Source organism: Pseudomonas fluorescens group sp. (assembly GCF_020093335.1).
Classification (GTDB): Bacteria; Pseudomonadota; Gammaproteobacteria; order Pseudomonadales; family Pseudomonadaceae; genus Aquipseudomonas; species Aquipseudomonas petroselini.
This window is the reverse complement of sequence record NZ_JAIOKW010000050.1, coordinates 1-23,369: the sequence shown is the minus strand read 5'-3', so window position 1 is coordinate 23,369 and position 23,369 is coordinate 1. Positions and strand designations below refer to the sequence as shown.

The 23,369-nt window shown below is 61.2% G+C and carries 22 protein-coding genes and 1 pseudogene; 13 read left to right on the top strand and 10 right to left on the bottom strand.

Annotated features, from left to right (window positions below):
- Positions 1-80 precede the first annotated feature (80 nt).
- Together K7431_RS28365 and K7431_RS28360 are read left to right on the top strand one after the other, a co-directional pair.
- Positions 81-2,567, top strand: a complete 2,487-nt coding sequence (locus K7431_RS28365) for a circularly permuted type 2 ATP-grasp protein (RefSeq protein ID WP_012721931.1) — start codon at positions 81-83, stop codon at positions 2,565-2,567.
- Entirely contained in the window at positions 2,567-3,457 is an 891-nt protein-coding gene (locus K7431_RS28360) for a transglutaminase family protein (protein WP_043204700.1), read from the top strand. Before K7431_RS28365 ends, K7431_RS28360 begins: the two co-directional genes overlap by 1 nt.
- Positions 3,458-3,503: 46 nt before the next feature.
- Here the strand turns inward: K7431_RS28360 and K7431_RS28355 are convergent, their stop codons facing one another.
- Complete coding sequence (locus tag K7431_RS28355; RefSeq protein WP_043204701.1) at positions 3,504-3,692, bottom strand: hypothetical protein; 189 nt, start codon at positions 3,690-3,692, stop codon at positions 3,504-3,506.
- Between the two features lie 332 nt (positions 3,693-4,024).
- On the opposite strand from K7431_RS28355, the gene azu reads away from it, so the two are divergent.
- Positions 4,025-4,471, top strand: coding sequence for an azurin (azu, locus tag K7431_RS28350; protein ID WP_010213586.1), 447 nt, complete (start codon positions 4,025-4,027; stop codon positions 4,469-4,471).
- Between the two features lie 195 nt (positions 4,472-4,666).
- Here azu and nadE read toward each other — a convergent pair whose 3' ends face one another.
- The 3 genes from nadE to K7431_RS28335 form a co-directional block, all read right to left on the bottom strand.
- Complete coding sequence (nadE, locus tag K7431_RS28345; protein WP_012721933.1) at positions 4,667-5,494, bottom strand: ammonia-dependent NAD(+) synthetase; 828 nt, start codon at positions 5,492-5,494, stop codon at positions 4,667-4,669.
- A 3-nt stretch (positions 5,495-5,497) separates the two neighbouring features.
- The gene (pncB, locus tag K7431_RS28340) at positions 5,498-6,712 is read right to left on the bottom strand and encodes a nicotinate phosphoribosyltransferase (RefSeq protein ID WP_012721934.1); all 1,215 of its coding nucleotides are present in this window, start codon (positions 6,710-6,712) and stop codon (positions 5,498-5,500) included.
- A 206-nt stretch (positions 6,713-6,918) separates the two neighbouring features.
- On the bottom strand, positions 6,919-7,809 hold the full coding sequence (locus tag K7431_RS28335) for a LysR family transcriptional regulator (RefSeq protein WP_012721935.1): 891 nt from the start codon (positions 7,807-7,809) through the stop codon (positions 6,919-6,921).
- Between the two features lie 153 nt (positions 7,810-7,962).
- On the opposite strand from K7431_RS28335, the gene amaB reads away from it, so the two are divergent.
- The 9 genes from amaB to K7431_RS28290 all read left to right on the top strand — a co-directional run bounded on the left by amaB (position 7,963) and on the right by K7431_RS28290 (position 18,814).
- Positions 7,963-9,453 (top strand): L-piperidine-6-carboxylate dehydrogenase, encoded by a 1,491-nt coding sequence (gene amaB / locus K7431_RS28330; RefSeq protein WP_012721936.1) that lies wholly within the window; start codon positions 7,963-7,965, stop codon positions 9,451-9,453.
- A gap of 111 nt (positions 9,454-9,564) precedes the next feature.
- On the top strand, positions 9,565-10,848 hold the full coding sequence (gene amaA / locus K7431_RS28325) for an L-pipecolate oxidase (protein WP_012721937.1): 1,284 nt from the start codon (positions 9,565-9,567) through the stop codon (positions 10,846-10,848).
- A 374-nt stretch (positions 10,849-11,222) separates the two neighbouring features.
- Positions 11,223-12,356: a branched-chain amino acid ABC transporter substrate-binding protein gene (locus K7431_RS28320; protein ID WP_012721938.1), complete on the top strand. Its 1,134-nt coding sequence runs from the start codon at positions 11,223-11,225 to the stop codon at positions 12,354-12,356.
- 201 nt (positions 12,357-12,557) lie between these two features.
- Positions 12,558-13,472 (top strand): ABC transporter permease subunit, encoded by a 915-nt coding sequence (locus tag K7431_RS28315; protein ID WP_012721939.1) that lies wholly within the window; start codon positions 12,558-12,560, stop codon positions 13,470-13,472.
- A 2-nt stretch (positions 13,473-13,474) separates the two neighbouring features.
- Entirely contained in the window at positions 13,475-14,752 is a 1,278-nt protein-coding gene (gene livM / locus K7431_RS28310; protein ID WP_012721940.1) for a high-affinity branched-chain amino acid ABC transporter permease LivM, read from the top strand.
- Positions 14,749-15,624, top strand: coding sequence for an ABC transporter ATP-binding protein (locus K7431_RS28305; protein WP_012721941.1), 876 nt, complete (start codon positions 14,749-14,751; stop codon positions 15,622-15,624). Before livM ends, K7431_RS28305 begins: the two co-directional genes overlap by 4 nt.
- Complete coding sequence (locus tag K7431_RS28300) at positions 15,621-16,337, top strand: ABC transporter ATP-binding protein (RefSeq protein WP_012721942.1); 717 nt, start codon at positions 15,621-15,623, stop codon at positions 16,335-16,337. Before K7431_RS28305 ends, K7431_RS28300 begins: the two co-directional genes overlap by 4 nt.
- A 741-nt stretch (positions 16,338-17,078) precedes the next feature.
- Positions 17,079-17,846, top strand: coding sequence for an SDR family oxidoreductase (locus K7431_RS28295; RefSeq protein ID WP_012721943.1), 768 nt, complete (start codon positions 17,079-17,081; stop codon positions 17,844-17,846).
- A 62-nt stretch (positions 17,847-17,908) separates the two neighbouring features.
- The gene (locus K7431_RS28290; protein WP_043204702.1) at positions 17,909-18,814 is read left to right on the top strand and encodes a cation diffusion facilitator family transporter; all 906 of its coding nucleotides are present in this window, start codon (positions 17,909-17,911) and stop codon (positions 18,812-18,814) included.
- Here K7431_RS28290 and K7431_RS28285 read toward each other — a convergent pair.
- The 5 genes from K7431_RS28285 to ureE all read right to left on the bottom strand — a co-directional run bounded on the left by K7431_RS28285 (position 18,786) and on the right by ureE (position 22,479).
- Positions 18,786-19,904: an AGE family epimerase/isomerase gene (locus K7431_RS28285; RefSeq protein WP_012721945.1), complete on the bottom strand. Its 1,119-nt coding sequence runs from the start codon at positions 19,902-19,904 to the stop codon at positions 18,786-18,788. The two genes, K7431_RS28290 and K7431_RS28285, sit on opposite strands and share 29 nt — an antisense overlap.
- A gap of 181 nt (positions 19,905-20,085) precedes the next feature.
- Entirely contained in the window at positions 20,086-20,658 is a 573-nt protein-coding gene (locus K7431_RS28280) for a HupE/UreJ family protein (RefSeq protein WP_012721946.1), read from the bottom strand.
- A gap of 22 nt (positions 20,659-20,680) precedes the next feature.
- Positions 20,681-21,295: an urease accessory protein UreG gene (ureG, locus tag K7431_RS28275; RefSeq protein ID WP_012721947.1), complete on the bottom strand. Its 615-nt coding sequence runs from the start codon at positions 21,293-21,295 to the stop codon at positions 20,681-20,683.
- Positions 21,296-21,307: 12 nt separating this feature from the next.
- Entirely contained in the window at positions 21,308-21,982 is a 675-nt protein-coding gene (locus K7431_RS28270) for an urease accessory protein UreF (protein WP_012721948.1), read from the bottom strand.
- Complete coding sequence (gene ureE / locus K7431_RS28265) at positions 21,979-22,479, bottom strand: urease accessory protein UreE (protein WP_012721949.1); 501 nt, start codon at positions 22,477-22,479, stop codon at positions 21,979-21,981. The genes K7431_RS28270 and ureE overlap by 4 nt, the downstream gene beginning before the upstream one ends.
- A gap of 276 nt (positions 22,480-22,755) precedes the next feature.
- Between ureE and K7431_RS28260 the strand changes: the two genes are divergently transcribed.
- Entirely contained in the window at positions 22,756-23,253 is a 498-nt protein-coding gene (locus K7431_RS28260; protein ID WP_012721950.1) for a C40 family peptidase, read from the top strand.
- Between the two features lie 5 nt (positions 23,254-23,258).
- On the opposite strand, the pseudogene K7431_RS28255 reads toward K7431_RS28260, so the two are convergent.
- Positions 23,259-23,369: pseudogene (locus tag K7431_RS28255) on the bottom strand (TetR family transcriptional regulator); the annotation flags it as partial.

The window sequence follows — 23,369 nt, the reverse complement described above, 5'->3', positions numbered from 1 at the left end:
GTCGGGAGCAAGCCCCCGCCCACATTAGATTTCGGTGAATTTGAATTAAACTGAGCCCCCTTGCCCCTGCCGAGCGTTCCATGTCCGACTTGCTCGACCGTTACCCGCTGACCGCGGGCACCTATCACGAATTGCTGGACGACAGCGGTGCGGTACGTGCCCATTGGCGACGCCTGCTTGACCACCTGCAACGCAGCACCCCCGCGCAACTGGCCCAGCGTCAGGCGTTGCTGACGCGGCAGATCCAGGAAAACGGCGTGACCTACAACGTCTACGCCGACCCCAAGGGCGCCGACCGTCCGTGGGAACTGGACCTGCTGCCCCATGTGCTGGCCGCTGATGAATGGCGGCACCTGTCGGCCGGGATCGCCCAGCGTGCGCGCCTGCTCAATGCCGTGCTCGCCGACCTGTACGGCCCGCAACGCCTGATCAAAGAGGGCTTGCTGCCGGCCGAGCTGGTGTTCGGGCATAACAATTTCCTGTGGCCGTGCCAGGGCATCCAGCCGCCGGACGGTGCGTTCCTGCACCTGTACGCCGTGGACCTGGCGCGCACCCCGGATGGCCGTTGGTGGGTCACCGCGGACCGTACCCAGGCGCCGTCGGGTGCTGGCTATGCATTGGAAAACCGCACCATCGTGTCCCGTGCCTTTCCGGACCTGTACCGTGACCTGCAGGTGCAGCACCTCACCGGTTTTTTCCGCACGCTTCAGGAAACCCTGGCCCGCCAGGCGCCCAGTGATGACCAGCCGCCATTGATCGTGCTGCTCACGCCAGGCCGTTTCAACGAAAGCTACTTCGAACACCTCTACCTCGCGCGCCAACTCGGCTACCCGCTGGTGGAAGGCGGCGATCTCACCGTGCGCGACAGCACCGTGTTCCTGAAAACCCTCAGCGGCCTGCGCCGGGTACACGCGATCATGCGCCGCCTGGATGACGATTTCTGCGACCCGCTGGAACTGCGCACCGACTCGGCCCTCGGCGTGCCTGGCCTGCTCGATGCCGTGCGCCAAGGCAATGTGCTGGTGGCCAATGCCCTGGGCAGTGGCGTGCTGGAATCCCCTGGCTTGCTTGGCTTTTTACCCAAGATCAACGAATTCCTGTTCGGTGAAACGCTGATCCTGCCGTCTATCGCCACGTGGTGGTGCGGTGAAGCACCGGTGCTTGCCGAAGCCCTGGAGAAACTGCCGGAACTGCTGATCAAGCCCGCGTTTCCGTCGCAAAGTTTCGCCCCGGTATTCGGCCGTGACCTGAACGATGAACAACGCCAGGCCCTGGCCGAGCGCATGCGCGCGCGCCCTTACGCCTACGTCGCCCAGGAACTGGCGCAATTGTCCCAGGCGCCGGTATGGCACACCGTGGATGACCACCTGCAGCACCGCGCCATCGGCATGCGCGTGTACGCCGTGGCCAGCGCCGAGGGTTACCGTGTGCTGCCCGGTGGCCTGACGCGGGTGGCCGCCGAGGCTGATGCCGAAGTGGTGTCGATGCAGCGCGGTGGGGCAAGCAAGGACACGTGGGTGCTGGGTGAACGCGCCGCCGGTGGCGAGCAGTGGCGCGCGCAGCGCGCGATCGGCGCCCACGACCTGGTGCGCCGCGATCCTTATCTGCCGTCCCGCGTGGTGGAAAACCTGTTCTGGTTTGGTCGTTACTGCGAGCGCTGTGATGACAGCGCGCGCTGGTTGCGCATCGTGCTGGCGCGCTATGTGGACGGCGACGATCCGTTGGCCTTGCAAGCGGCCGTCGAGCTGGGTGAAAACCTGCGCCTGCTGCCGGAGGAGGGCGAGTTGCCCGAACGCCTGCTGGCTGCGCTGCTCGGTGACGACTGGCCATCGAGCTTGCGCGCCAACCTGCAACGCTTGCAGTGGGCGGCATCCCAGGTGCGCGGCAAGTTGTCCAGGGAGAACTGGCAGGCCTTGGTAGAGCTGCAGCGCGAAGCCATGGAGCTGGAAAGCGACACCCCGGACTTTGGCGAATTGCTGGATTTCCTCAACCGCCTGGTGATGTCCCTGGCGGCGCTGTCCGGGTTTGCCCTGGACGACATGACCCGCGACGAAGGCTGGCGCTTCTTGATGATGGGCCGGCGCATCGAGCGCCTGCAATTCCTCAGCAGCAGCCTCGCGGCGTTTTTGCGTGGCGTGGCGGTGTTTGATCAGGCGGGGTTGGAGTGGTTGCTGGAGCTGGGCAACAGCAGCATCACCTACCGCTCGCGTTACCTGGCCGTGCCGCAGTTGATCCCGGTGCTCGACCTGCTGCTGCTGGACGAGCAGAACCCCCATGCGGTGTTGTTCCAATTGAAACTGGTGAGCCGCACCCTGCGGCGGCTCAACGATGATTTCGGCGTGCCTCGGGAAACTGGTCTCGCCCCGTTGATCGAGCGTTTGGCGCGTTTCGACTTGGGCTGCCTGGAGAACCCGTTGTTTGGCGAGTCCAGTGTGCGTGCCGCGTTGGATGGCCTGGCGGACCTGCTGCAAGCGGTCGCCGATGAGAGTGGGCAAGTGTCGGATCGCCTGGCCTTGCGCCATTTCGCCCATGTGGATGATGTCAGCCAGCAAACGGTGTCGGTGTGATGAGTGCGCGCTACCAGATTTTCCACGATACCCATTACCACTACGACAGCGCGGTGTCCCTGGCCCAGCAGTTGGCGCACCTGTGGCCTCGGCCGTGCGCCTGGCAGCGCTGCAGTTCGCAGCAGTTGGAGATCAGCCCGCAGCCATCGTCACGTCGCGATGAGCTGGATGTGTTCGGCAACCCGATAACGCGCCTGGCCTTTGAGCGACCCCATGATGAATTACTGGTGAACGCCGGGCTGACCGTGGAAGTGCTGGCGCGGCCGGCATTGGATTTCCGGCAGTCGCCGCCCTGGGACCAGACCCGCGATAGCCTCACCTACAGCAGCCAGGCCATGTCCCCCGAGCTGATCGAGGCTTGCCGCTACCGTTTTGAATCGCCCTACGTGCACCTGAAAAAAACCTTCGTCGAGTTTTCAGAAAGTTGTTTCCCGCCGGGCAAACCGTTGTTGCTGGGCGTGCAGGCGCTGATGGAGAAAATCTTCAGCGAGTTCACCTTCGATGCCGAAGCCACCCAGGTCGCCACGCCGCTGGTAGAGGTGCTGGAGCGACGACGCGGTGTGTGCCAGGACTTCGCCCACCTGATGCTCGCCTGCCTGCGCTCGCGCGGGCTGGCGGCGCGCTACATCAGCGGCTACCTGCTCACCCAGCCACCGCCCGGCCAGCCACGGCTGATCGGCGCCGATGCGTCCCATGCATGGGTGTCAGTGTATTGCCCGGTGTCGGGCTGGGTGGATTTTGATCCGACGAACAATGTGCAACCGGCACTGGAGCACATCACCCTGGCCTGGGGCCGGGATTTCTCTGATGTGTCGCCGTTGCGAGGGGTGATTCTGGGAGGGGGGAACCATGACCCGGAAGTGCGGGTGACGGTGATGCCGCTGGAATAACGGTTGATTGTGCCGAGCCGGAGGCGCCGGCTCAGCACAAAGGAAATTATTCAGCCGGATCTTTTGGTGTTTCGGTCGCGTCGCTCGTTACTTCAACATCACCCTCAGCATCCGGGTTCAGTGCGCCGGCTTCTTCGTCTGCAGCGGCTTTCTTGCGTTGCAGTTTTTCCTCTTTCTTCTGTTCCTTGGCCAAGTCTCTCTGACGTTTGGCGAAGGAGTAATTAGGTTTGGCCATGGGCGATCCTCTAGGGTCGAAGGTGAGGGTGGCGGCACGCAGCTGCCTTGGGACGACATGGTAGCAGCTTCAAGGTGCGCTTGGCCTTCACTTACCGCAGGCGTAGGCAGCCAACAGGCCGTTGAACAGTTGATTGAGGTGCATGGCTCGGACTCCAGTGGGTGATGGGCCGATCATAGGCAGGTGGCAGTACTTTGGCTGGTTGATTGTGTTGATCAGTCTGATAGCCTAAAGTTGTATACAATCTGTTGATTCAGATCATAAGAATTTATGCCTGTATCAGGCACCCTTGTCGCATGACGTATTGTTTAAACCCTGCCTTGGAGATTCACATGTTTGCCAAACTCGTTGCTGTTTCCCTGCTGACTCTGGCGAGCGGCCAGTTGCTTGCTGCAGAGTGCAAGGTCACCGTCGACTCCACTGACCAGATGTCCTTCAACACCAAAGCCATTGAAATCGACAAGAGCTGCAAGACATTCACCGTCGAGCTGACTCACTCCGGCAACTTGCCGAAAAACGTCATGGGTCATAACTGGGTGCTGACCAGTGCGGCCAACATGCAGCCGGTGGCCACCGATGGCATGGCTGCCGGTATTGATAAGGACTACCTGAAGCCAGGTGACGACCGCATCATCGCCCACACCAAAATCATCGGTGCCGGCGAGAAAGATTCGGTGACCTTCGACGTGTCGAAGCTGGCCGCCGGGACTGACTATGCGTTCTTCTGCTCGTTCCCAGGCCACATCTCGATGATGAAAGGCACTGTGACCGTTAAGTAAGCCGACGCCGGTCGAAAAAAAAGCGCCCTGAAGGGCGCTTTTTTGTGGGCGGTCAGTTGAACCGAGTCATCGTTCATCGCAGGCAAGCCAGCTCCCACATTCCACCGCATTCTCATGCTGGAACCCGGTCAACTGTGGGAGCTGGCTTGCCTGCGATAGCGGTCTAACAGTCAACACCAGCCTATCTGGTTCACCTCACGGCGCAAACGGCATGACCCGCTTGTGCTCAGTCTTGCGGTACGTCTCGCAGATAATCTTGAACGCTTCCTCACGCACCGGCTCACCGTGCAGAAAGGCATCGATCTCGGCGTAGGTCACGCCATGGGACGCTTCATCCGGCTTGCCCGGTGACAAGTCTTCCAGGTCGGCCGTCGGAACCTTCTCCACCAGCGACTCCGGCGCCCCAAAGTGCCGTGCAATCGCACGCACCTGGTTCTTCACCAGCCCGCTCAACGGTGCCAAATCGCAGGCCCCATCACCGAACTTGGTGAAAAAACCCATCACCGCTTCCGCCGCATGGTCGGTACCGATCACCAGCCCACCCGCCGCGCCCGCGATGGTGTACTGCGCCACCATGCGCATGCGCGCCTTGGTGTTGCCCAGCACGAAATCGCGGGACACCGCCGCCTTGCCTTCGAACGCCGCCACTTCATTGGCCAGGGCTTTCACCGCTGGGCCGATGTTCACGGTGTGACGCTCGTCGGGCTCGATAAAGTCCACCGAGGCCTGGGCGTCGAGCTCATCGAACTGGGTTTCGTAGGGCAGGCGCACGGCGATAAAACGGTAGGCCTCATCACCGGTGCTGGCGCGCAGTTCCTGCATCGCGCGTTGGGCGAGCAGGCCGGCAGTCAGGGAGTCGACGCCACCACTGATGCCCAGCACCAACGTTTTGAGCCCGGAATTGCGCAGGCAATCCTGGATAAAGGTCACGCGGCGGGCAACCTCGGCCTCAAGGGCGGCCTGGTCGTTAAACGGCGCTTGGACCTTGAGCTGTTCAGCAATCTCACGCTGTACGGCTTGCATGATTCACTCCTTGCTAGAGATGGCAGGTACTTTGAAAACATGACGCAAATAGGCGACGAAATTCGGGTCGGTGCAGTGGGTCTTGCCCGCTTCATCGGAGATCTTCGCGACGGGCTGGCCATTGCAGGCGGTCATTTTAAGCACGATGCTCATCGGCTCGACACCTGGAATGTCGCAGGTCAGGTTGGTGCCGATGCCAAAGCTCACATTGATCCGACCGCGCAGCGCACGGAATATTTCCAGGGCCTTGGGCAGCGACAGGCTGTCGGAGAACACCAGGGTCTTGCTCATCGGTTCGATGCCGAGCTTGTGGTAGTGGGCGATGGCTTTTTCCGCCCACTGCACCGGGTCGCCGGAGTCATGGCGCAGGCCGTCGAAAAGCTTGGCGAAGTACAGGTCGAAGTCGCCGAGGAACGCGTCGGTGGTGATGCAGTCGGTCAGGGCGATACCCAGCAGGCCACGGTATTCGCGGACCCAGCAGTCCAGCGCGGCGATCTGGCTGTCGATCAGGCGCGGGCCGAGTTGCTGGTGGGCCATGATCCATTCGTGGGCCATGGTACCCAGCGGCTTCATATCGAACTCGCGGGCCAGGTGCACGTTGCTGGTGCCGACAAAGCGCCCAGGGAAGTCATGCTTGAGCACGCTGACCACCTCTTCCTGCACCCGGTACGAGAAGCGTCGGCGCGTGCCGAAGTCGGCCACTTGCAGCTCGGACAGCTCGTCGCTGCTGGCGTTGGCGGTCAGCCAGTCGAACTTGCGGTACAGCTGTTCGCGGGCCTGTTCGAGGATCACGGTCTGGTAGCGGTAGCGGTTGCGCACTTCGCTGACGATGGCCAGCATCGGCACTTCAAACAGGATGACATGCAGCCACGGCCCGCGCAGGCGGATGAACAGCTCGCCGTTCTCGATGCCGGTCTGCACGTAACGCAAGTTGAAGCGGAACAGCCCGAGGAACCGCAGGAAGTCCGGCTTCATGAAGCTGATGCGCTCCAGGAAGCCCAACTGATCCGGGCTCAGGCTCAGCTCGGCGAGGCGTTCGATCTGGTAACGGATCTCCGCCAGGTACGGGCGCAGGTCTTCGCTGTTGCGGCAACGAAACTCCCATTCAACTTCCACGTTGGGGTAGTTGTGCAGCACCGCCTGCATCATGGTCAGCTTGTAGAAGTCGGTGTCGAGCAAGTTCTGCACGATGCGATCGGCAAACACACTCTCGCTCATAACGGGAATCTCCAGACGGGTCGGCGATGGGTGCCGACCTTTACGCACAATTAAGGAAGGGGGCTAGTGGCGCATAGACGTGGGTCGGTTTGCCAGTGATTTTTTTGCCAAGGCCACCGGCGCTATCGGGAGCAAGCCCCCTCCCACAGTTGAAATGCATTCCAACTGTGGGAGGGGGCTTGCTCCCGATAGCGGTATTCCAGGCACTAAATAACTTGCTCCATCATCCACTTCACAAAATCCCGCACCTTGGGCACTTCCGCCGAATGCTCCGGGTAGGCCAGGTAATACGCGTCCTGACTCGGCATCGCATGCTGCCAAGGAATCACCAACTTACCGTCGGCCAATTCCTCCTCCACCAGAAACCGCGGCAGCAGCGCGACACCACACCCTACCTGCGCGGCCCGAATGCACATATAGAAGGTGTCGAAACGCGGCCCGTGATAGCTGTGCTCGGTGTGGAAGCCCTGGCTGGCGAACCAGTCATGCCAGCCCTGTGGCCGCGAGGCGTTTTGCAGCAGCACCAGGTCGCTCAGTTGCGTGGGATCGGTGAACGGCTGCGCCGGCAAGCTCTCCGGCGCGCACACCGGCACCAGCTCCTCGCTGAAGAGTTTCAGGCTCTCGGTGCCGGGGCGTGAGCCCTGGCCGAAGTAGAAGGCCATATCGGCCTTGCCTTGCAGCAGGTCGTCCGCGTCCTGCTCGTTGCACAGGTCCAGGTGGATCTGCGGATGACGCAGCCGCCAGCCCTTGAGGCGCGGCACCAGCCAGCGCGCGCCGAAGGTGTAGGGCGTGGAGACGCGCAACACTTCGGTCTCGCCGCCATAGGAGCGCAAATAGTGGGTGGACATCTCCACCTGCGTAAGGATCTTGCGCACCTCCACCAGGTACAGGTCACCCGCCGGGGTCATCTGCAAGCGGCGGCGCACCCGACGAAACAGCAGGTGTTGCAGCAATTCTTCCAACTGCGCCACCTGCTTGCTCACCGCGCTTTGCGTGAGGTTCAGCTCCTCGGCGGCGCGGGTAAAGCTGAGGTGGCGGGTCGCGGCTTCGAAACACTGCAGGGCAGTGATCGAGGGCAAATGTCTTTTGTTCAGCAAGGCACGCCTCTTTTTATTCTTTGCATGAATAAACGGAATGATATCTCGCCTAATCGTCGTTTGTTGGCAAGTCTTGGGCCAGCTACAAATAAGGCCTGGATCGCCGTGCGGGCCGCGGCGCAATTTTTTGTTTGCAGATTGAAGGAGTGACCCATGGTTGCCGCATTGCTTGATCGTCTCGGGGTAAACCCGGCGCTGTACCAGTCGGGCAAACAGCCTGTGCATTCGCCGATTGATGGCAGTCGCATCGGCGCCGTGGACTGGGAGGGCGCGGCCGAGGTGGAGCAACAGGTCAGTCGCGCCGAGCATGCATTCGAAGCCTGGCGCAAAGTGCCGGCACCGCGCCGTGGCGAATTGGTACGTCAATTTGGCGATGTACTGCGTGAATACAAGGCCGACCTGGGCGAGCTGGTGTCCTGGGAAGCCGGCAAGATCACCCAGGAAGGCCTGGGTGAAGTGCAGGAAATGATCGACATCTGCGACTTCGCCGTCGGCCTGTCGCGCCAGTTGTACGGTTTGACCATCGCCTCCGAGCGTCCGGGCCACCACATGCGTGAAACCTGGCACCCGCTGGGTGTGGTCGGCGTGATCAGCGCCTTCAACTTCCCGGTGGCCGTGTGGGCGTGGAACACCACCCTGGCCCTGGTGTGCGGCAACGCGGTGATCTGGAAACCGTCGGAAAAGACCCCGCTCACCGCCCTGGCCTGCCAGGCGCTGTTCGAGCGCGTGTTGAAGCAATTCGACGGCGCTCCCGAGTACCTGAGCCAAGTGATCATCGGCGGCCGCGACGCGGGTGCCGCGCTGGTGGATGACCCGCGCGTCGCCCTGATCAGCGCCACCGGCAGCACGCGCATGGGCCGTGAAGTGGCGCCGAAGGTCGCCGCACGTTTTGCCCGCAGCATTCTTGAGCTGGGCGGCAACAACGCGATGATCCTCGGCCCAAGCGCCGACCTGGACATGGCCGTACGGGCGATCCTGTTCAGCGCCGTCGGCACCGCCGGCCAGCGTTGCACCACCTTGCGCCGCCTGATCGCCCACGCGTCGGTCAAAGAAGAAATCGTCACGCGTCTCAAGGCAGCCTATTCCAAAGTACGCATCGGCCACCCGCTGGAAGGCAACCTGATCGGCCCGCTGATCGACAAGCATGGTTTCGACGCTATGCAGGACGCCCTGGAGCAAGCCTTGAGCGAAGGCGGCAAGGTGTTCGGTGGAAAGCGTCAACTGGAAGACAAGTTCCCCAACGCCTACTACGTGTCGCCGGCGATTGTGGAAATGCCCGAGCAAAGCGATGTGGTGTGCACCGAAACCTTCGCCCCGATTCTCTATGTGGTGGGCTACAGCGACTTCGCCGAAGCCCTGCGCCTGAACAATGCCGTGCCGCAAGGCTTGTCGTCGTGCATCTTCACCACCGACGTGCGTGAAGCCGAGCAATTCATGTCGGCGGTCGGCAGCGACTGCGGCATCGCCAACGTCAACATCGGCCCGAGTGGCGCGGAAATCGGCGGCGCGTTTGGCGGTGAGAAAGAGACCGGTGGCGGGCGTGAGTCGGGTTCGGATGCGTGGCGCGGGTACATGCGTCGCCAGACCAATACCGTGAACTACTCGCTGGAGCTTCCTTTGGCTCAAGGCATCACCTTCGACTGATCCCTTAAGTTGGAGTGAGGTCAAAATGTGGGAGGGGGCAAGCCCCCTCCCACATTTGATCTCATTTACACATCAAGATTGTTGTTTGTTAGGTCTCATCGGAGTCTGGCAATGGCACTGCGCGAAACATGTTTGTGGGAACACCTCACCCCCAGCCGGCCGGATCGCGCTGCGCTCAGCGGCGAGGTCAAGGTCGATGTGTGCGTGATTGGTGCCGGCATCACCGGCCTGTCGGCGGCCATTCATTTGTTGGAACAGGGTAAAAGCGTTGCCGTGCTGGAGGCCCATCGTACTGGCCACGGCGGTTCGGGGCGCAATGTGGGGCTGGTGAATGCGGGGATGTGGATCCCGCCGGACGAGATCGAAGCCGGTTTCGGCGAGGCGGTGGGCAGTCAGCTCAACCGGATGTTGGGCGCGGCGCCGTCGCTGGTGTTCAGCCTGATCGACAAGTACAACATTGATTGCCAATTGCGCCGCGAGGGCACCTTGCACATGGCGCACAACGCCCGTGGCGAGGCAGATTTGCGCAGCCGTGAACAACAATGGAAGCGTCGTGGCGCACCGGTGGAATTACTCACCGGCCAGGCCTGCGAGGACGCTACGGGCACGCGCAAAATCGCCGCCGCCTTGCTGGACAGACGTGCCGGCACCTTGAATCCGATGGCTTACACCAGCGGTTTGGCCAACGCGGCAGTCGACCTGGGCGGGCAGCTGTTCGACCATTCTCCCGTCACCCAACTTGAGCGCCAGGGTGCGCACTGGTCGGTGCAAACCGCGCAAGGTTCAGTGCAGGCTGCACAGGTGGTGATTGCATCCAACGCCTACACCGAAGGCGAATGGACCGAGCTGCGGCGTAATTTCTTCCCCGGCTATTACTATCAGGTCGCGTCGGCCCCGCTGACCGACGACGCCGCCAGGCAAATCCTCCCCGGCGGCCAAGGCTCTTGGGACACACGCCAGGTCTTGAGCAGCATCCGCCGCGATGCCGATGGCCGCCTGTTGCTCGGCAGCTTGGGCAACGGCAACCAGAAACCCGCTTGGTTCCTCAAGGCGTGGGCTGATCGGGTGCAGCGGCATTACTTCCCGTACCTCAAATCGGTGCAGTGGGAATTCACCTGGACCGGTTGTATCGCCTTCACCCCGGATCACTTGATGCGCCTGTTCGAACCCGCTCCGGGACTGTTGGCCGTCACCGGTTATAACGGGCGCGGCGTGACCACTGGCAGCGTGGTCGGCAAGGCGTTTGCCGACTATGTGTGTCACCAGAATCCCCAGGCGCTGCCGATTCCATTCGCGCCGATGCAACCGTTGGCCGGCGTAGGCCTGCGTAGCTGTCTATATGAAGCTGGATTCTCGCTGTATCACGCCGGGCAATGCCTGAGGATCGTGATCTGATCAACGAAATACCGCTCAAAAGCCTGCATTTTCTTAGCAGCCTACTAATCTGTATTGGTGCAAGTCGTAGCAATCACGCACTGTAAATGTGCAGTTCCGTTACGCATGCTGTTACAGCTGCAGGAGCTGTCGTTTATCCCTCTGGTTGCAGGTGCCACCTTCCAGGGTTGTACTTTTTGCAGTCATTGGTTGCACCTCCGTGTGCCAGGCGGTTGCACGTCCTGGCAAAAGGCGCCGAAACGCCTGCAATAACAATGACACCGTGTCTTTTTGAAGAATAAAAACCTAATGGCACGCGCTTTGCTCTGGGCTTTCAGTGAAAAGTTTGAACGCAAGTTGTCGTGCCAAAAATCAAAAATATCGGAGCACCACTCATGTCCCAGACGTTTTACAAGAAAGGTTTTCTGGCCCTCGCCGTTGCTGCGGCGCTGGGTGTTTCTACGTTTGTTCAAGCTGATGTGAAGATTGGCGTTGCGGGGCCGATGACCGGTGCCAACGCCGCTTTCGGTGAGCAGTACATGAAGGGTGCCCAGGCGGCAGCCGATGTGATCAACAAGGCCGGCGGTATCAACGGCGAGAAAATCGTGCTGGTTGCCGGCGATGATGCCTGCGAACCCAAGCAGGCCGTGGCCGTGGCCAACCGCCTGGCGGACCAGGACAAAGTGATCGGCGTGGTCGGGCACTTCTGCTCCTCTAACACCATTCCGGCGTCCGAGGTGTATGACGAAGCGGGCATCATCGCGATCACCCCAGGTTCCACCAACCCACAAGTGACCGAGCGCGGCCTGGGCGCCATGTTCCGCATGTGCGGCCGCGACGACCAGCAAGGCATCGTCGCCGGCGATTACATCGTCGACGTGCTGAAGGGCAAGAAAGTCGCGGTGATCAACGACAAGGACACCTACGGCAAAGGCCTGGCCGACGCCACTGCTGCCCAGTTGACCAAGCGCGGCGTCAAGCCGGTGCTGGAAGAAGGCCTGACCCGTGGCGAGAAAGACTTCAGCGCCCTGGTCACCAAGATCCGCTCCATTGGTGCCGACGTCGTCTACTTCGGCGGCCTGCACCCTGAAGCCGGCCCACTGGTTCGCCAGATCCGTGAAGCCGGTCTCAAGGCCGCATTCATGTCCGACGACGGCGTAGTGACCGACGAACTGGCGAAAACCGCCGGTGGCAACCAGTACGTCGATGGCGTCTACATGACCTTCGGTGCCGACCCACGCCTGTTGCCAGACAGCAAGGCGGTCGTTGATGACTTCCGTAAGGCTGGCTACGAGCCGGAAGGCTACACCCTTTACGCCTACGCCTCGGTCCAGGCCCTGGCCGCCGGCTTCAACGGTGCCAAATCCAACAAAGGCGAAGACGCCGCCAAGTGGCTCAAGGCTCACCCGGTGAAAACCGTCATGGGCGAGAAGACGTGGGATGCCAAGGGTGACCTGAAAGTCTCCGACTACGTAGTTTACCAGTGGGATAAAGACGGCAAATACCACCAGTTGGAAAAACAGAAGTAAGACTGAGCGCCACCGTTCCAATGTGGGAGGGGGCTTGCCCCCGATAGCGCAGTGTCAGCCAACACATGCATGACTGACGCACCGCAATCGGGAGCAAGCCCCCTCCCACAGGGGAGTGGTGTTGTTATTGAAATCTGTCTTTTCCTCCAGAAGCGCCGCACACCCACCGGTGTGCAGGTGCTCACCGCGTGAGATTGCGTTATGGATGGTATTTTCCTGCAGCAACTGGTCAACGGCCTGACCCTCGGGTCGGTCTATGGCCTGATCGCCATCGGCTACACAATGGTCTATGGCATCATTGGCATGATCAACTTCGCCCACGGCGAGGTTTATATGATTTCCGCTTACCTCGCGGCGATCAGTCTGGCACTGCTGGCTTACTTCGGCATCGAATCCTTCCCGCTGCTCATTCTTGGCACTTTGGTCTTCACCGTCGTCGTCACTGGCGTCTACGGTTGGGTCATCGAGCGTGTCGCCTACAAACCACTGCGTAATTCCACCCGCCTGGCCCCGCTGATCAGCGCCATCGGCATCTCCCTGATCCTGCAGAACTACGCGCAGATCGCCCAGGGCGCGAAACAACAAGGCATTCCCACCCTGCTGGCCGGGGCCTGGCGTGTCGATATCGGCAGCGGGTTCGTGCAGCTCACGTACACCAAGGTGTTCATCCTCGTGGCGGCGTTTGCCGGCATGGCGTTGCTCACTTACATCATCAAGTACACCAAGCTCGGCCGTATGTGCCGCGCAACCCAGCAAGACCGCAAGATGGCCTCGATCCTCGGCATCAACACCGACCGGGTGATCTCCTACGTGTTCGTCATCGGTGCCGCCATGGCGGCATTGGCCGGCGTGCTCATCACCCTCAACTACGGCACCTTCGACTTCTATGCCGGCTTCATCATCGGCATCAAGGCGTTTACTGCGGCGGTACTCGGCGGCATCGGCTCCCTGCCTGGGGCAATGCTGGGCGGGATCATCCTCGGTATCTCCGAGTCGTTGTTCTCGGGGTTGATCAACTCTGACTACAAAGACGTGTTCAGTTTCTCCCTGCTGGTGGTGATTCTGATTTTCCGTCCTCAGGGCCTGCTTGGTCGCCCACTCGTGGCGAAGGTGTAAACATGTCTGCTGCCAAACCCATCGATATCAAGAAAAGTGTGGTTGATACGGTCCTCGCCGGGCTGATTTCGTTGATCGTGTTCGGTCCGATCGTCGGCGTTGTACTCGACGGCTACAGCTTCAACCTGGAACCGGCCCGCGTGGGCCTGCTGGTGGCCATCGTCATGGTCGGCCGCTTTGCCATGAGCCTGTTCCTGCAAACCCCCAAGGGCCTGAAGATCCTGCAGGGCTTCGAGACCAGTGGCTCTGGCGTGCACGTGCTCGCCCCGGACTACAAGTCGCGACTGCGCTGGATCATCCCGGCACTGATCGTGATCGCCATCGTGTTCCCGATCTTCGCCAACAAGTACCTGCTGACGGTGGTGATCCTCGGGCTGATCTACGTATTGCTCGGCCTGGGCCTGAACATCGTGGTGGGCCTGGCCGGCCTGCTCGACCTGGGTTACGTGGCGTTCTACGCCATCGGCGCCTACGGTCTGGCATTAGGTTATCAATACCTGGGCCTGGGCTTCTGGACGGTGCTGCCACTGGCGGCCATCGCTGCGGCGTTGGCGGGGTGCATACTCGGGTTCCCGGTGTTGCGAATGCACGGTGACTATTTGGCCATCGTGACCCTGGGCTTCGGTGAAATCATCCGCCTGGTGCTCAACAACTGGCTGTCGTTTACCGGTGGGCCAAACGGCATGCCGGTGCCGTCGCCGACCTTCCTCGGCCTGGAGTTCGGCAAGCGCGCGAAGGATGGCGGGATTCCTTTCCATGAGTTCTTCGGCATCGACTACAACCCCAATATCAAATTCCTCTTCATCTACATCGTGCTGTTCCTGGTGGTGCTGGCCGTGCTGTACATCAAGCACCGCCTGACCCGCATGCCGGTCGGCCGCGCCTGGGAAGCCCTGCGCGAAGATGAGATCGCCTGCCGTTCCATGGGCCTGAACCACGTGCTGGTCAAGCTCTCGGCATTCACTATCGGTGCATCGACTGCCGGTTTGGCCGGTGTGTTCTTCGCCAGCTACCAGGGCTTCGTCAACCCGTCGTCGTTCACCTTCTTCGAATCGGCGCTGATCCTGGCCATCGTGGTGCTGGGCGGCATGGGTTCGACGGTGGGCGTGGTGATTGCGGCGTTCGTGCTGACCGTTGCGCCTGAACTGCTGCGCAGCTTCTCCGAATACCGCGTGCTGCTGTTTGGCGTGTTGATGGTGGTGATGATGATTTGGCGACCGCGCGGCTTGATCCGCATCAGCCGTACCGGTGTGACCCCACGTAAAGGAGTGGCGCCATGAGCAAGGAAGTCGTGCTCTCCGTGGAACACCTGATGATGCACTTCGGTGGCATCAAGGCCTTGAGCGACGTGAGCCTCAAGGTCGAACGCAACTCGATTTTCGCCCTGATCGGCCCTAACGGTGCCGGCAAGACCACGGTGTTCAACTGCCTCACCGGCTTCTACAAAGCCAGTGGCGGCAAGATCGAACTCAACATCCGTGGCCAGCAGACCAACGTGATCCAGCTGTTGGGCGAGCGCTTCAAGGCCATCGACTTCGTGTCACCCAAAAGCTTTTTCAGCCGCGTGTACTACAAGATGTTCGGCGGCACCCACCTGGTCAATCGTGCCGGTCTGGCGCGGACTTTCCAGAACATTCGCCTGTTCAAGGAAATGTCGGTGCTGGAAAACCTGCTGGTGGCCCAGCACATGTGGGTCAACCGCAATATGCTCGCGGGTATCCTCAACACCAAGGGCTACCGCAAGGCTGAAAGCGACGCCCTTGACCACGCCTTCTACTGGCTGGAAGTCGTCGACCTGGTGGACTGCGCCAACCGTCTGGCCGGTGAGCTCTCCTACGGCCAGCAGCGTCGCCTGGAAATCGCCCGCGCCATGTGCACCCGGCCGCAGATTATCTGCCTGGACGAACCCGCTGCGGGCCTCAACCCCCAGGAAACCGAAGCCCTCAGCGCGATGATTCGCCTGCTGCGCGACGAACACGACCTCACGGTGGTGCTGATCGAACACGACATGGGCATGGTGATGAGTATTTCCGACCACATCGTGGTGCTCGACCATGGCAACGTGATCGCCGAAGGGGGGCCGGACGCGATCCGCAACGACCCGAAAGTGATTGCTGCCTACCTGGGCGCCGACGAAGAGGAGTTGGTATGAGCGGACCTATCCTCGAAATGAAGGACCTGGACGTGTTCTACGGCCCGATCCAGGCCCTGAAAAAAGTCTCGCTGCACATCAACGAAGGCGAAACCGTCAGCCTGATCGGCTCTAACGGCGCGGGCAAATCCACGTTGCTGATGTCGATCTTCGGCCAGCCACGGGCCGAGTCGGGGCAGATCCTCTACAACGGCGTGGACATTACTCACAAGTCGTCCCACTACATCGCCTCCAACGGCATTGCGCAGTCGCCGGAAGGGCGGCGGGTGTTCCCCGACATGACCGTCGAGGAAAACCTGCTGATGGGCACCATCCCCATTGGCGACAAGTTTGCCCAGGAAGACATGCAGCGCATGTTCGAGCTGTTTCCACGTCTCAAGGAGCGGCGTAACCAGCGTGCCATGACCATGTCCGGCGGCGAACAGCAAATGCTCGCCATCGCCCGTGCACTGATGAGCCGGCCGAAGCTGCTGCTGCTCGACGAGCCGAGCCTGGGGCTGGCGCCGATTGTGGTGAAGCAGATCTTTTCCACACTGCGTGAGCTGGCGTCCACCGGGATGACCATCTTCCTGGTGGAGCAGAACGCCAACCATGCGCTGCGCCTGTCGGACCGGGCTTATGTGATGGTCAATGGCGAGATTCGCCTGACCGGTACCGGTAAGGAATTGCTGGTGAACGAGGAAGTGCGCAACGCCTACCTCGGCGGTCACTGATCTAACTCATAATGCAGGAACCCTGTGGGAGGGGCGGTGCCCCTCCCACATTGAGCAGATCCAGATTTGTTTTTAGGGTGTCCACACGCGCTCCACCAAATTGTGGAAAACAAATCCAGCCCGCCTCCAAAGCGCGACATATAGCCGCCGCAAATCCCTGTTTTGTCACAGTTTTGACTTGTCCCCATCCACTGTGGAACCGGCTGTGGGTAACGTGGGAGTAGCTGGCTGAACGCCTTTAAAACCGTGGCTTTCAGGCTTGTGGTTGTTTTTTGATCAGTGGCTTTTTTGCGACCGATCGAGGGGTTTGTCAACCTGTTTAAAGACACAGGTATGTGACCGGAAAAAGTCTGTTCATCCTGTGGATAAGTCTGTGACTAAACTCTGGAAAGACGGCCGCAGAGGCCGGAATGACTGGCCTGGAGCCATCGTCTGAAATTTCCCCCTGCCCATGGGCCTACATACGCTCCGGCCGAGGTCAAGCAAAAAACTTTCTAAAACCGCCTGTAGGCCTTGTGTATAGAGGCCTGAGGCTTTTTGCACTTGCCCCCAAAGACTGTGGGCGCAGTTGTGGATAACCTGCGCGCATATGGCTGCAAGCCACGGTTCATATGGCGTTGCTCGGGCCGATTAAAAAATGATCAGCTGGGCGTGGACGGGTGTGCGTAGCGGTTGCCGCAAGCGCCGCGTAAAGGCATTCTGCTGGCTGATTTTTTTCCCGATGCCCGCAAGGAGAACACCATGTCCGACACGCTGTTTATTACTGGCGCAACCTCAGGCTTCGGCGAAGCCTGCGCCCGTCGCTTTGCCGACGCCGGCTGGAAACTGGTGCTCACTGGCCGTCGCGCCGACCGCCTGAATGCGCTGGTCGAAGAGCTTTCCAAGCAGACCGAAGTGCATGGCTTGGTCGTGGATGTGCGTGACCGCAAGGGCATGGAAGACGCCATCGCCAACCTGCCGCCCTCCTTCGCCACGTTGCGTGGGCTGATCAACAACGCCGGCCTGGCCGTGGGCACTGACCCTGCGCCCAAGTGCAGCCTCGACGATTGGGAAACCATGGTCGACACCAACATCAAGGGCCTGCTGACCACCACCAGCCTGCTGCTGCCGCGCCTGATTGCGCACGGCCGTGGCGCCGGGATCATCAACCTGGGCTCCATCGCCGGCAGCTACCCGTACCCAGGCAGCCACGTGTATGGCGGCTCCAAGGCGTTCGTGAAGCAGTTCTCGCTGAACCTGCGCTGCGACCTGCAAGGTACCGGCGTGCGCGTCACCAACATCGAGCCAGGCCTGTGCGAGAGCGAGTTCTCGCTGGTGCGCTTCGGTGGCGACCAGGCACGGTATGACGCGACGTATGCAGGTGCCGAGCCGATCCAGCCGCAGGACATTGCCGACACGATCTTCTGGGTGCTGAACACACCGGCGCACGTGAATATCAACCGGTTGGAGTTGATGCCGGTGAGCCAGACGTGGGCTGGGTTTGCGATTGAGCGCGGTGCCAAAAGCTGAAATACCTTTCGGGGGTGAGCGGGGCAAGCCCTCTCACCACAAAGGTTTTGACAGGAGGAAATGTGAGTAACCGAGGTGAGCAGGCACTGCTCAAACAATCGACCATCCTGATGTTCGCCGTGGCGATCGCCGGGATTGTCACGGGTGTGGTATCCGGCGCCCAATCGATTCTGTTCGACGGCTTTTTCTCGCTGATCGCCACCGCCATCAAGGTGTTGATGCTGATCACAGCCAGGCTGATCGCCAAGAAAAGCAACGAGCGCTTCCAGTTCGGCTATTGGCACCTGGAGCCGATGGTGCTGCTGATCGAAGGCAGTTTCCTGCTACTGATCGCCATCTATGCATTTCTCAACGGTGTGTTCGGCATTATCAATGGCGGACGCGAGATCGAGTTGGGGCTGGTGATCATTTATGCGGCGGTGTTTACCGTCGTCGAGTTTGCCTACTTCTTTTACGTGCGCTACCGCAATCGCACGCTGAAATCATCGCTGATCCAGTTCGACAACATCAGTTGGCTGGTGGACGCGATGCTGTCGGTGGGTTTGCTGATCAGCTTCCTGGCAGCGCTGTTGCTCAAGTCCCAGGGCTATGGCGAGTGGGCGGTGTATGTCGACCCGTTGATCCTGATCCTGCTGGCCCTGAGCATGCTGGCGCCGGCGTTCAAGATCCTGCGTCCGGCATTGCGCGAGGTGCTGGGGATCGCCCCGGACCAGTTGGATGACAAGGTGCGTGAAGTGATGGAGGCGGCGCAGGCCAAGCATGGTTTCGACGACTACGTGTCCTATGTGCAAAAGCACGGGCGGGCGCGGTTTATCGAAATTCATGTGGTGTTGCCGGCGGATTACCCGGTGGATAACGTCGCGACCCTGGACGAGCTGCGCGAAGAAATATCCACAGGGCTTGGCACGCCGGATGCGGCGCGCTGGCTGACGATCAGCTTTACCGGGGATCGCAAATGGATTGCTTAAGGCCCTGGTAACAGGTTGCCAAGTGATACGGCGTGGTGGAAGGCATATCCCACCGGCTCACCGCTCCCTGGGCATCCAGGCATTCATGCCAGCCTTTGGCATGCAGGAAGCGTTGTTGCAGCGCCAGCAATTGGCGTTGCAGCACCGCTTCGCTGTTCGGCCGCAAGGTCAGTGCCCGCAGGTACTCGGCCTGGGCCCAGATGCGTTGGGTGCCGTCGCGCATCGTGCCGTCCAGTGCCAGCATGCCGCTGACCGCACCGCTGGTGTTATCCACACCCTTAAGCTCTGCGTAGGCGAAGGCCCGTGTCAGCGAAGCATGCAGCGGCGTACCGCGCAGTACCGCCGAAGACTCCAGCAAGAAGAACCACTCGAACTGGTGCCCCGGCTCGAACCAGTTATCCACCGCGCCCAGCGGTTTTTCCATCATCACGCCGTGCTGGCGGTCGATGAAGCGCTGCTGCATGGCCGTCGCCAACGCCAACAGGGCTGCCTGCACCTGGGGGTCTTCACGCACGGCGAGGGTGGCGAGGAAGCCTTCGGCCAAATGCATCAAGGGATTCTGCAACGGGCCGGAATTGAGGGACGACCAATTGCGTTCCAGCACGGCTTCGTAAAGACCGTCGCCGGTGGAAAACCGCTCGGCGACGACTTCCAAGGCAGCATTGAGCACCGACTCCACCAGCGGTTCGCGCACCTTGGCCCAGTAGTGGGCACAGGCAAAGATGATGAACGCATGGGTGTAGAGGTCTTTGCGCTTGTCCAGCGGCTGGCCGGCCGGGTCGATGCTGTAGAACCAGCCGCCGTGCTCGGCGTCGTGGAAGTGCCGTTGCAGAGAGCGGAACAACGCCGCGGCGCGTTCTTCGGCAAACGCCGCATCGGGCTCGCCGATCAGGCTGGCGAACAGGTACAACTGCCGGGCGCAGGCCATGGCGCGGTAGCGTTGTGGGGGCAGTGGCTGGTGATCGGCGTCCAGCGCCTCATAGGGCAATGCCAAGTCGGCATTCCAGCCGGGGCCTTGCCAGAGCGGCACGATCAGGCGGTGGAAGTGCGTTAGCAGGGTGTTCAAGGAGGGTTGGAAAGCGCTGGGCATTGGCTGGCGTCGTCACGGCAGGGGTGTAGGCGCGCATGGTAGCAGGCTTGGGTTCGGTGGTGTCTGGTCTACCGCTATCGGGGGCAAGCCCCCTCCCACATCTGGACCGTATTTCAAGGATATACTCGGTCAACTGTGGGAGCGGGCTTGCTCGCGAAGGAGCCTTCAGCAGCGCTGCAAATCAGCCAGCGAGCAACCAAACCCCAGTCGCCGCCGAAGCTGCCCCGGCAATCCGCACCAACGGCGCCGCTGCCGCCGGCAGAAAGCGCACCACCGCATAACCGGCCGCGTGCAGCACCGCCGTTGCACCGACAAACCCGGCTGCATACGCCCAAGGGCTGGACATGTCCGGCAGCTCCAAACCATGCGCCACGCCGTGGAACAACGCGAACAAGGCCGTCGCACCCACCGCCATAAACAGCGGCGGACGCACCGCCAGCGCTACCGCCAGGCCCAGGGCCAGCACCGACGCCGCAATCCCGCTTTCCAGCGCCGGCAACGCCAAGCCTTCAAAACCCAGCACGCCGCCGATCAGCATGGTGCCGACAAAGGTGCACGGCAGTGCCCAGCGCGCCGCGCCTTTTTGTTGGGCGGCCCACAAGCCGACCGCCACCATGGCCAGCAAGTGGTCGATACCGCTCAGGGGATGGCTGATACCGGCCACCAGGCCGTTGTCGCCGTGGCCCGGGTGAGCAAAGGCCAGGGCGGGGGCCAGCAGCAGGGCGGCCGCTGCGAGGAGTTTTTTGAGGCTCATGGACAGGTTCCTTATGGGTTGATCAGGCGGCGGTCAGCAGGCCTTGGCGTTCGATGAAGGCGACGATCTCCTCCAGGCCGACACCGGTTTTCTGGTTGCTGAACACAAAGGGTTTACCGTTGCGCATGCGCTGGGTGTCGCTGTTCATCAGCTCCAGCGACGCGCCGACCAGCGGTGCCAGGTCGATCTTATTGATCACCAACAGGTCGGATTTGCAGATGCCGGGCCCGCCCTTGCGTGGCAGCTTGTCGCCGGCAGACACATCGATCACGTAGATGGTCAGGTCGGACAGCTCCGGGCTGAAGGTGGCCGAGAGGTTGTCACCGCCGGACTCCACCAGGATCAGGTCCAGGCCGGGGAAGCGACGGTTGAGTTGGTCGACCGCCTCCAGGTTGATCGAGGCGTCTTCACGAATCGCGGTGTGCGGGCAGCCGCCGGTCTCCACGCCGATGATGCGCTCCGGTGCCAGGGCCTGGTTGCGTACCAGGAAGTCGGCGTCTTCGCGGGTATAGATGTCGTTGGTGACCACGGCCAGGTTGTAGCGATCGCGCAGTGCGAGGCACAGGGCCAGGGTCAGGGCGGTCTTGCCGGAGCCTACCGGGCCGCCGATGCCGACGCGCAAAGGTTGTGTGTTCATGAGTGTGTTCTCCTAGGAACGGAACAGGCGGCTGTACTGGCGCTCGTGGGCCATGCACGCCAGGGACAGGCCAAAGGCGGCGCTGCCGAGAGGGTTGGGGTCGATGCGGCTGGCGTCCTGCTGGGCTTGTTGCAACAGCGGCAGCAATTCGCTGGTCAGGCGTTGGGCGGCTTGCTGGCCCAACGGCAGGGTTTTCATCAGCACGGCCAATTGGTTTTCCAGCCAGCTCCACAGCCAGGCGGCGAGTGCGTCGGCGGGGCTGATGCGCCAGGCACGGGCGGCGAGGGCCCAGCCCAAGGCCAGGTGCGGCTCGGTGTGTTGTTCGAGAAAACGTCGCGCGGCGTCGTCCAGTTCCGGCAGGCCATTGAGCAGTTGTTGCAGCGAGTAGCCCATCTGCCGGCTCTCCTGATACAGCTCGCGGGTCTCGCGGCTGGCGCGGTGTTCTTCACACAGCTGCGCCAGGCGTGGCCAATCCGCTTCCAGCGCGGCTTGGCAATGGGCGAGCAGCAGCGGGGCTTCGAAGCGCGCGAGGTTGAGCAGCAACTGGTCGCTGATCCAGCGTCGCGCACTGGCCGCGTCAGCGACACGGCCGTTCTCCACCGCCATTTCCAGGCCCTGGGAATAGCTGTAGCCGCCAATCGGCAATTGCGGACTGGCCAGACGCAGCAGCGCCCAGGCTGGGTTCATAGACGTACGCCGAACTGGTGCAGCTTGGGGGGGTAGTTGAAATCTTCGTCGCCATGGCGCGAATGATGATGGCCGCCGCCATAGGCGCCATGCTCCGGCTGGAACGGCGCCTCGATGGTTTCAGTCTGCGCACCCAACTGTTCGAGCATGGCCTTGAGCACATAGTCATCAAGCAGGCGCAACCAGCCGTCTCCCACTTGCAACGCCACGTGGCGATTGCCCAGGTGATACGCCGCACGGGTCAGTTCAAACGCATTGCTGCAGGTCACGTGCAGCAGTTGTTCAGGCCGAGCACACACACGTACGACGCGTCCGTCTTCAGCCTGTAGGAATTCGCCATCGTGCAGCGGTGGCTGGCCACGCTCCAGGAAAAGGCCGACGTCTTCACCGTCGGCACTGAAACAGCGCAGGCGGCTTTTGCTGCGTGCTTCGAAATTCAGCAGCAGCTCGGCGGCCCAGAGGGCTTGAGGGGCGATTCTGCGGTGGATCACCAGCATCAGGAAGCTTCCAGCTGTGAGCGATGAAACAGCTAGAGCAAGGGGCTTGCCAATCTCAAGGGAAAGTAGGAATTGCCTGTAGGCAGTACGTTGACGCCACTAAATAGGGCGAGAGGAGATTCTTGGGGTGCGCCAAATTGGTGCGAATTATTGCTGGTTGCACGCGCGATGGGCATTTTCGGATTTTCCCTACAGGGTATGCGGAATCGGCGTCCATCAGCTTACCTGCGAGAACAGTAGGCTGTGCGCCGTGTTTAATTCACTGCGACGTCCATCATGTTCAAGTCATTTTGTTGCCTGGTTATCGTGGGTCTGTCTTTCACTCTTTCATCGGCTTCCGCCAATCTGACCTCCCATCCCTCGTTCACGGCGTCAGTGAAGCAAGCGTCTATCGATGATGTGGTCGACCGCGCCCATGAACTGCTGGGTACGCCTTACAAGTGGGGCGGCACCTCGGCGGATCAGGGCTTCGATTGCAGCAGTTTCCTGGTCTATCTGTTCAAGACCCAAGCCAATATCCAACTACCGCGCACCACGACGGCCATGCAGCGGTCGACTGCCGCCACCATCAAACGCAACGCACTGGAGCCCGGCGATGCGGTGTTTTTCAAGGGGAATGGGCGCGGCCAGGTCGGCCACGTGGGCCTTTATGTAGGCGAGGGCAAATTTATCCATTCGCCACGCACAGGCAAGAACGTCCGTATCGATTCCTTGAGCAACACCTACTGGAACAAAAACTACACCACCGCCAAGCGTTTTCACTCGTCGGGGTGATTGCCTTATTCAGTGCTGCCCAGCCCTTGCCAGTGCTTCAAGCCAATAAAGATGAAGCGCAATTGCTGGGTGATTTTCGCCTGGGGCGTGAGGTGGTCCGGCAGCGCCTGGGCGGG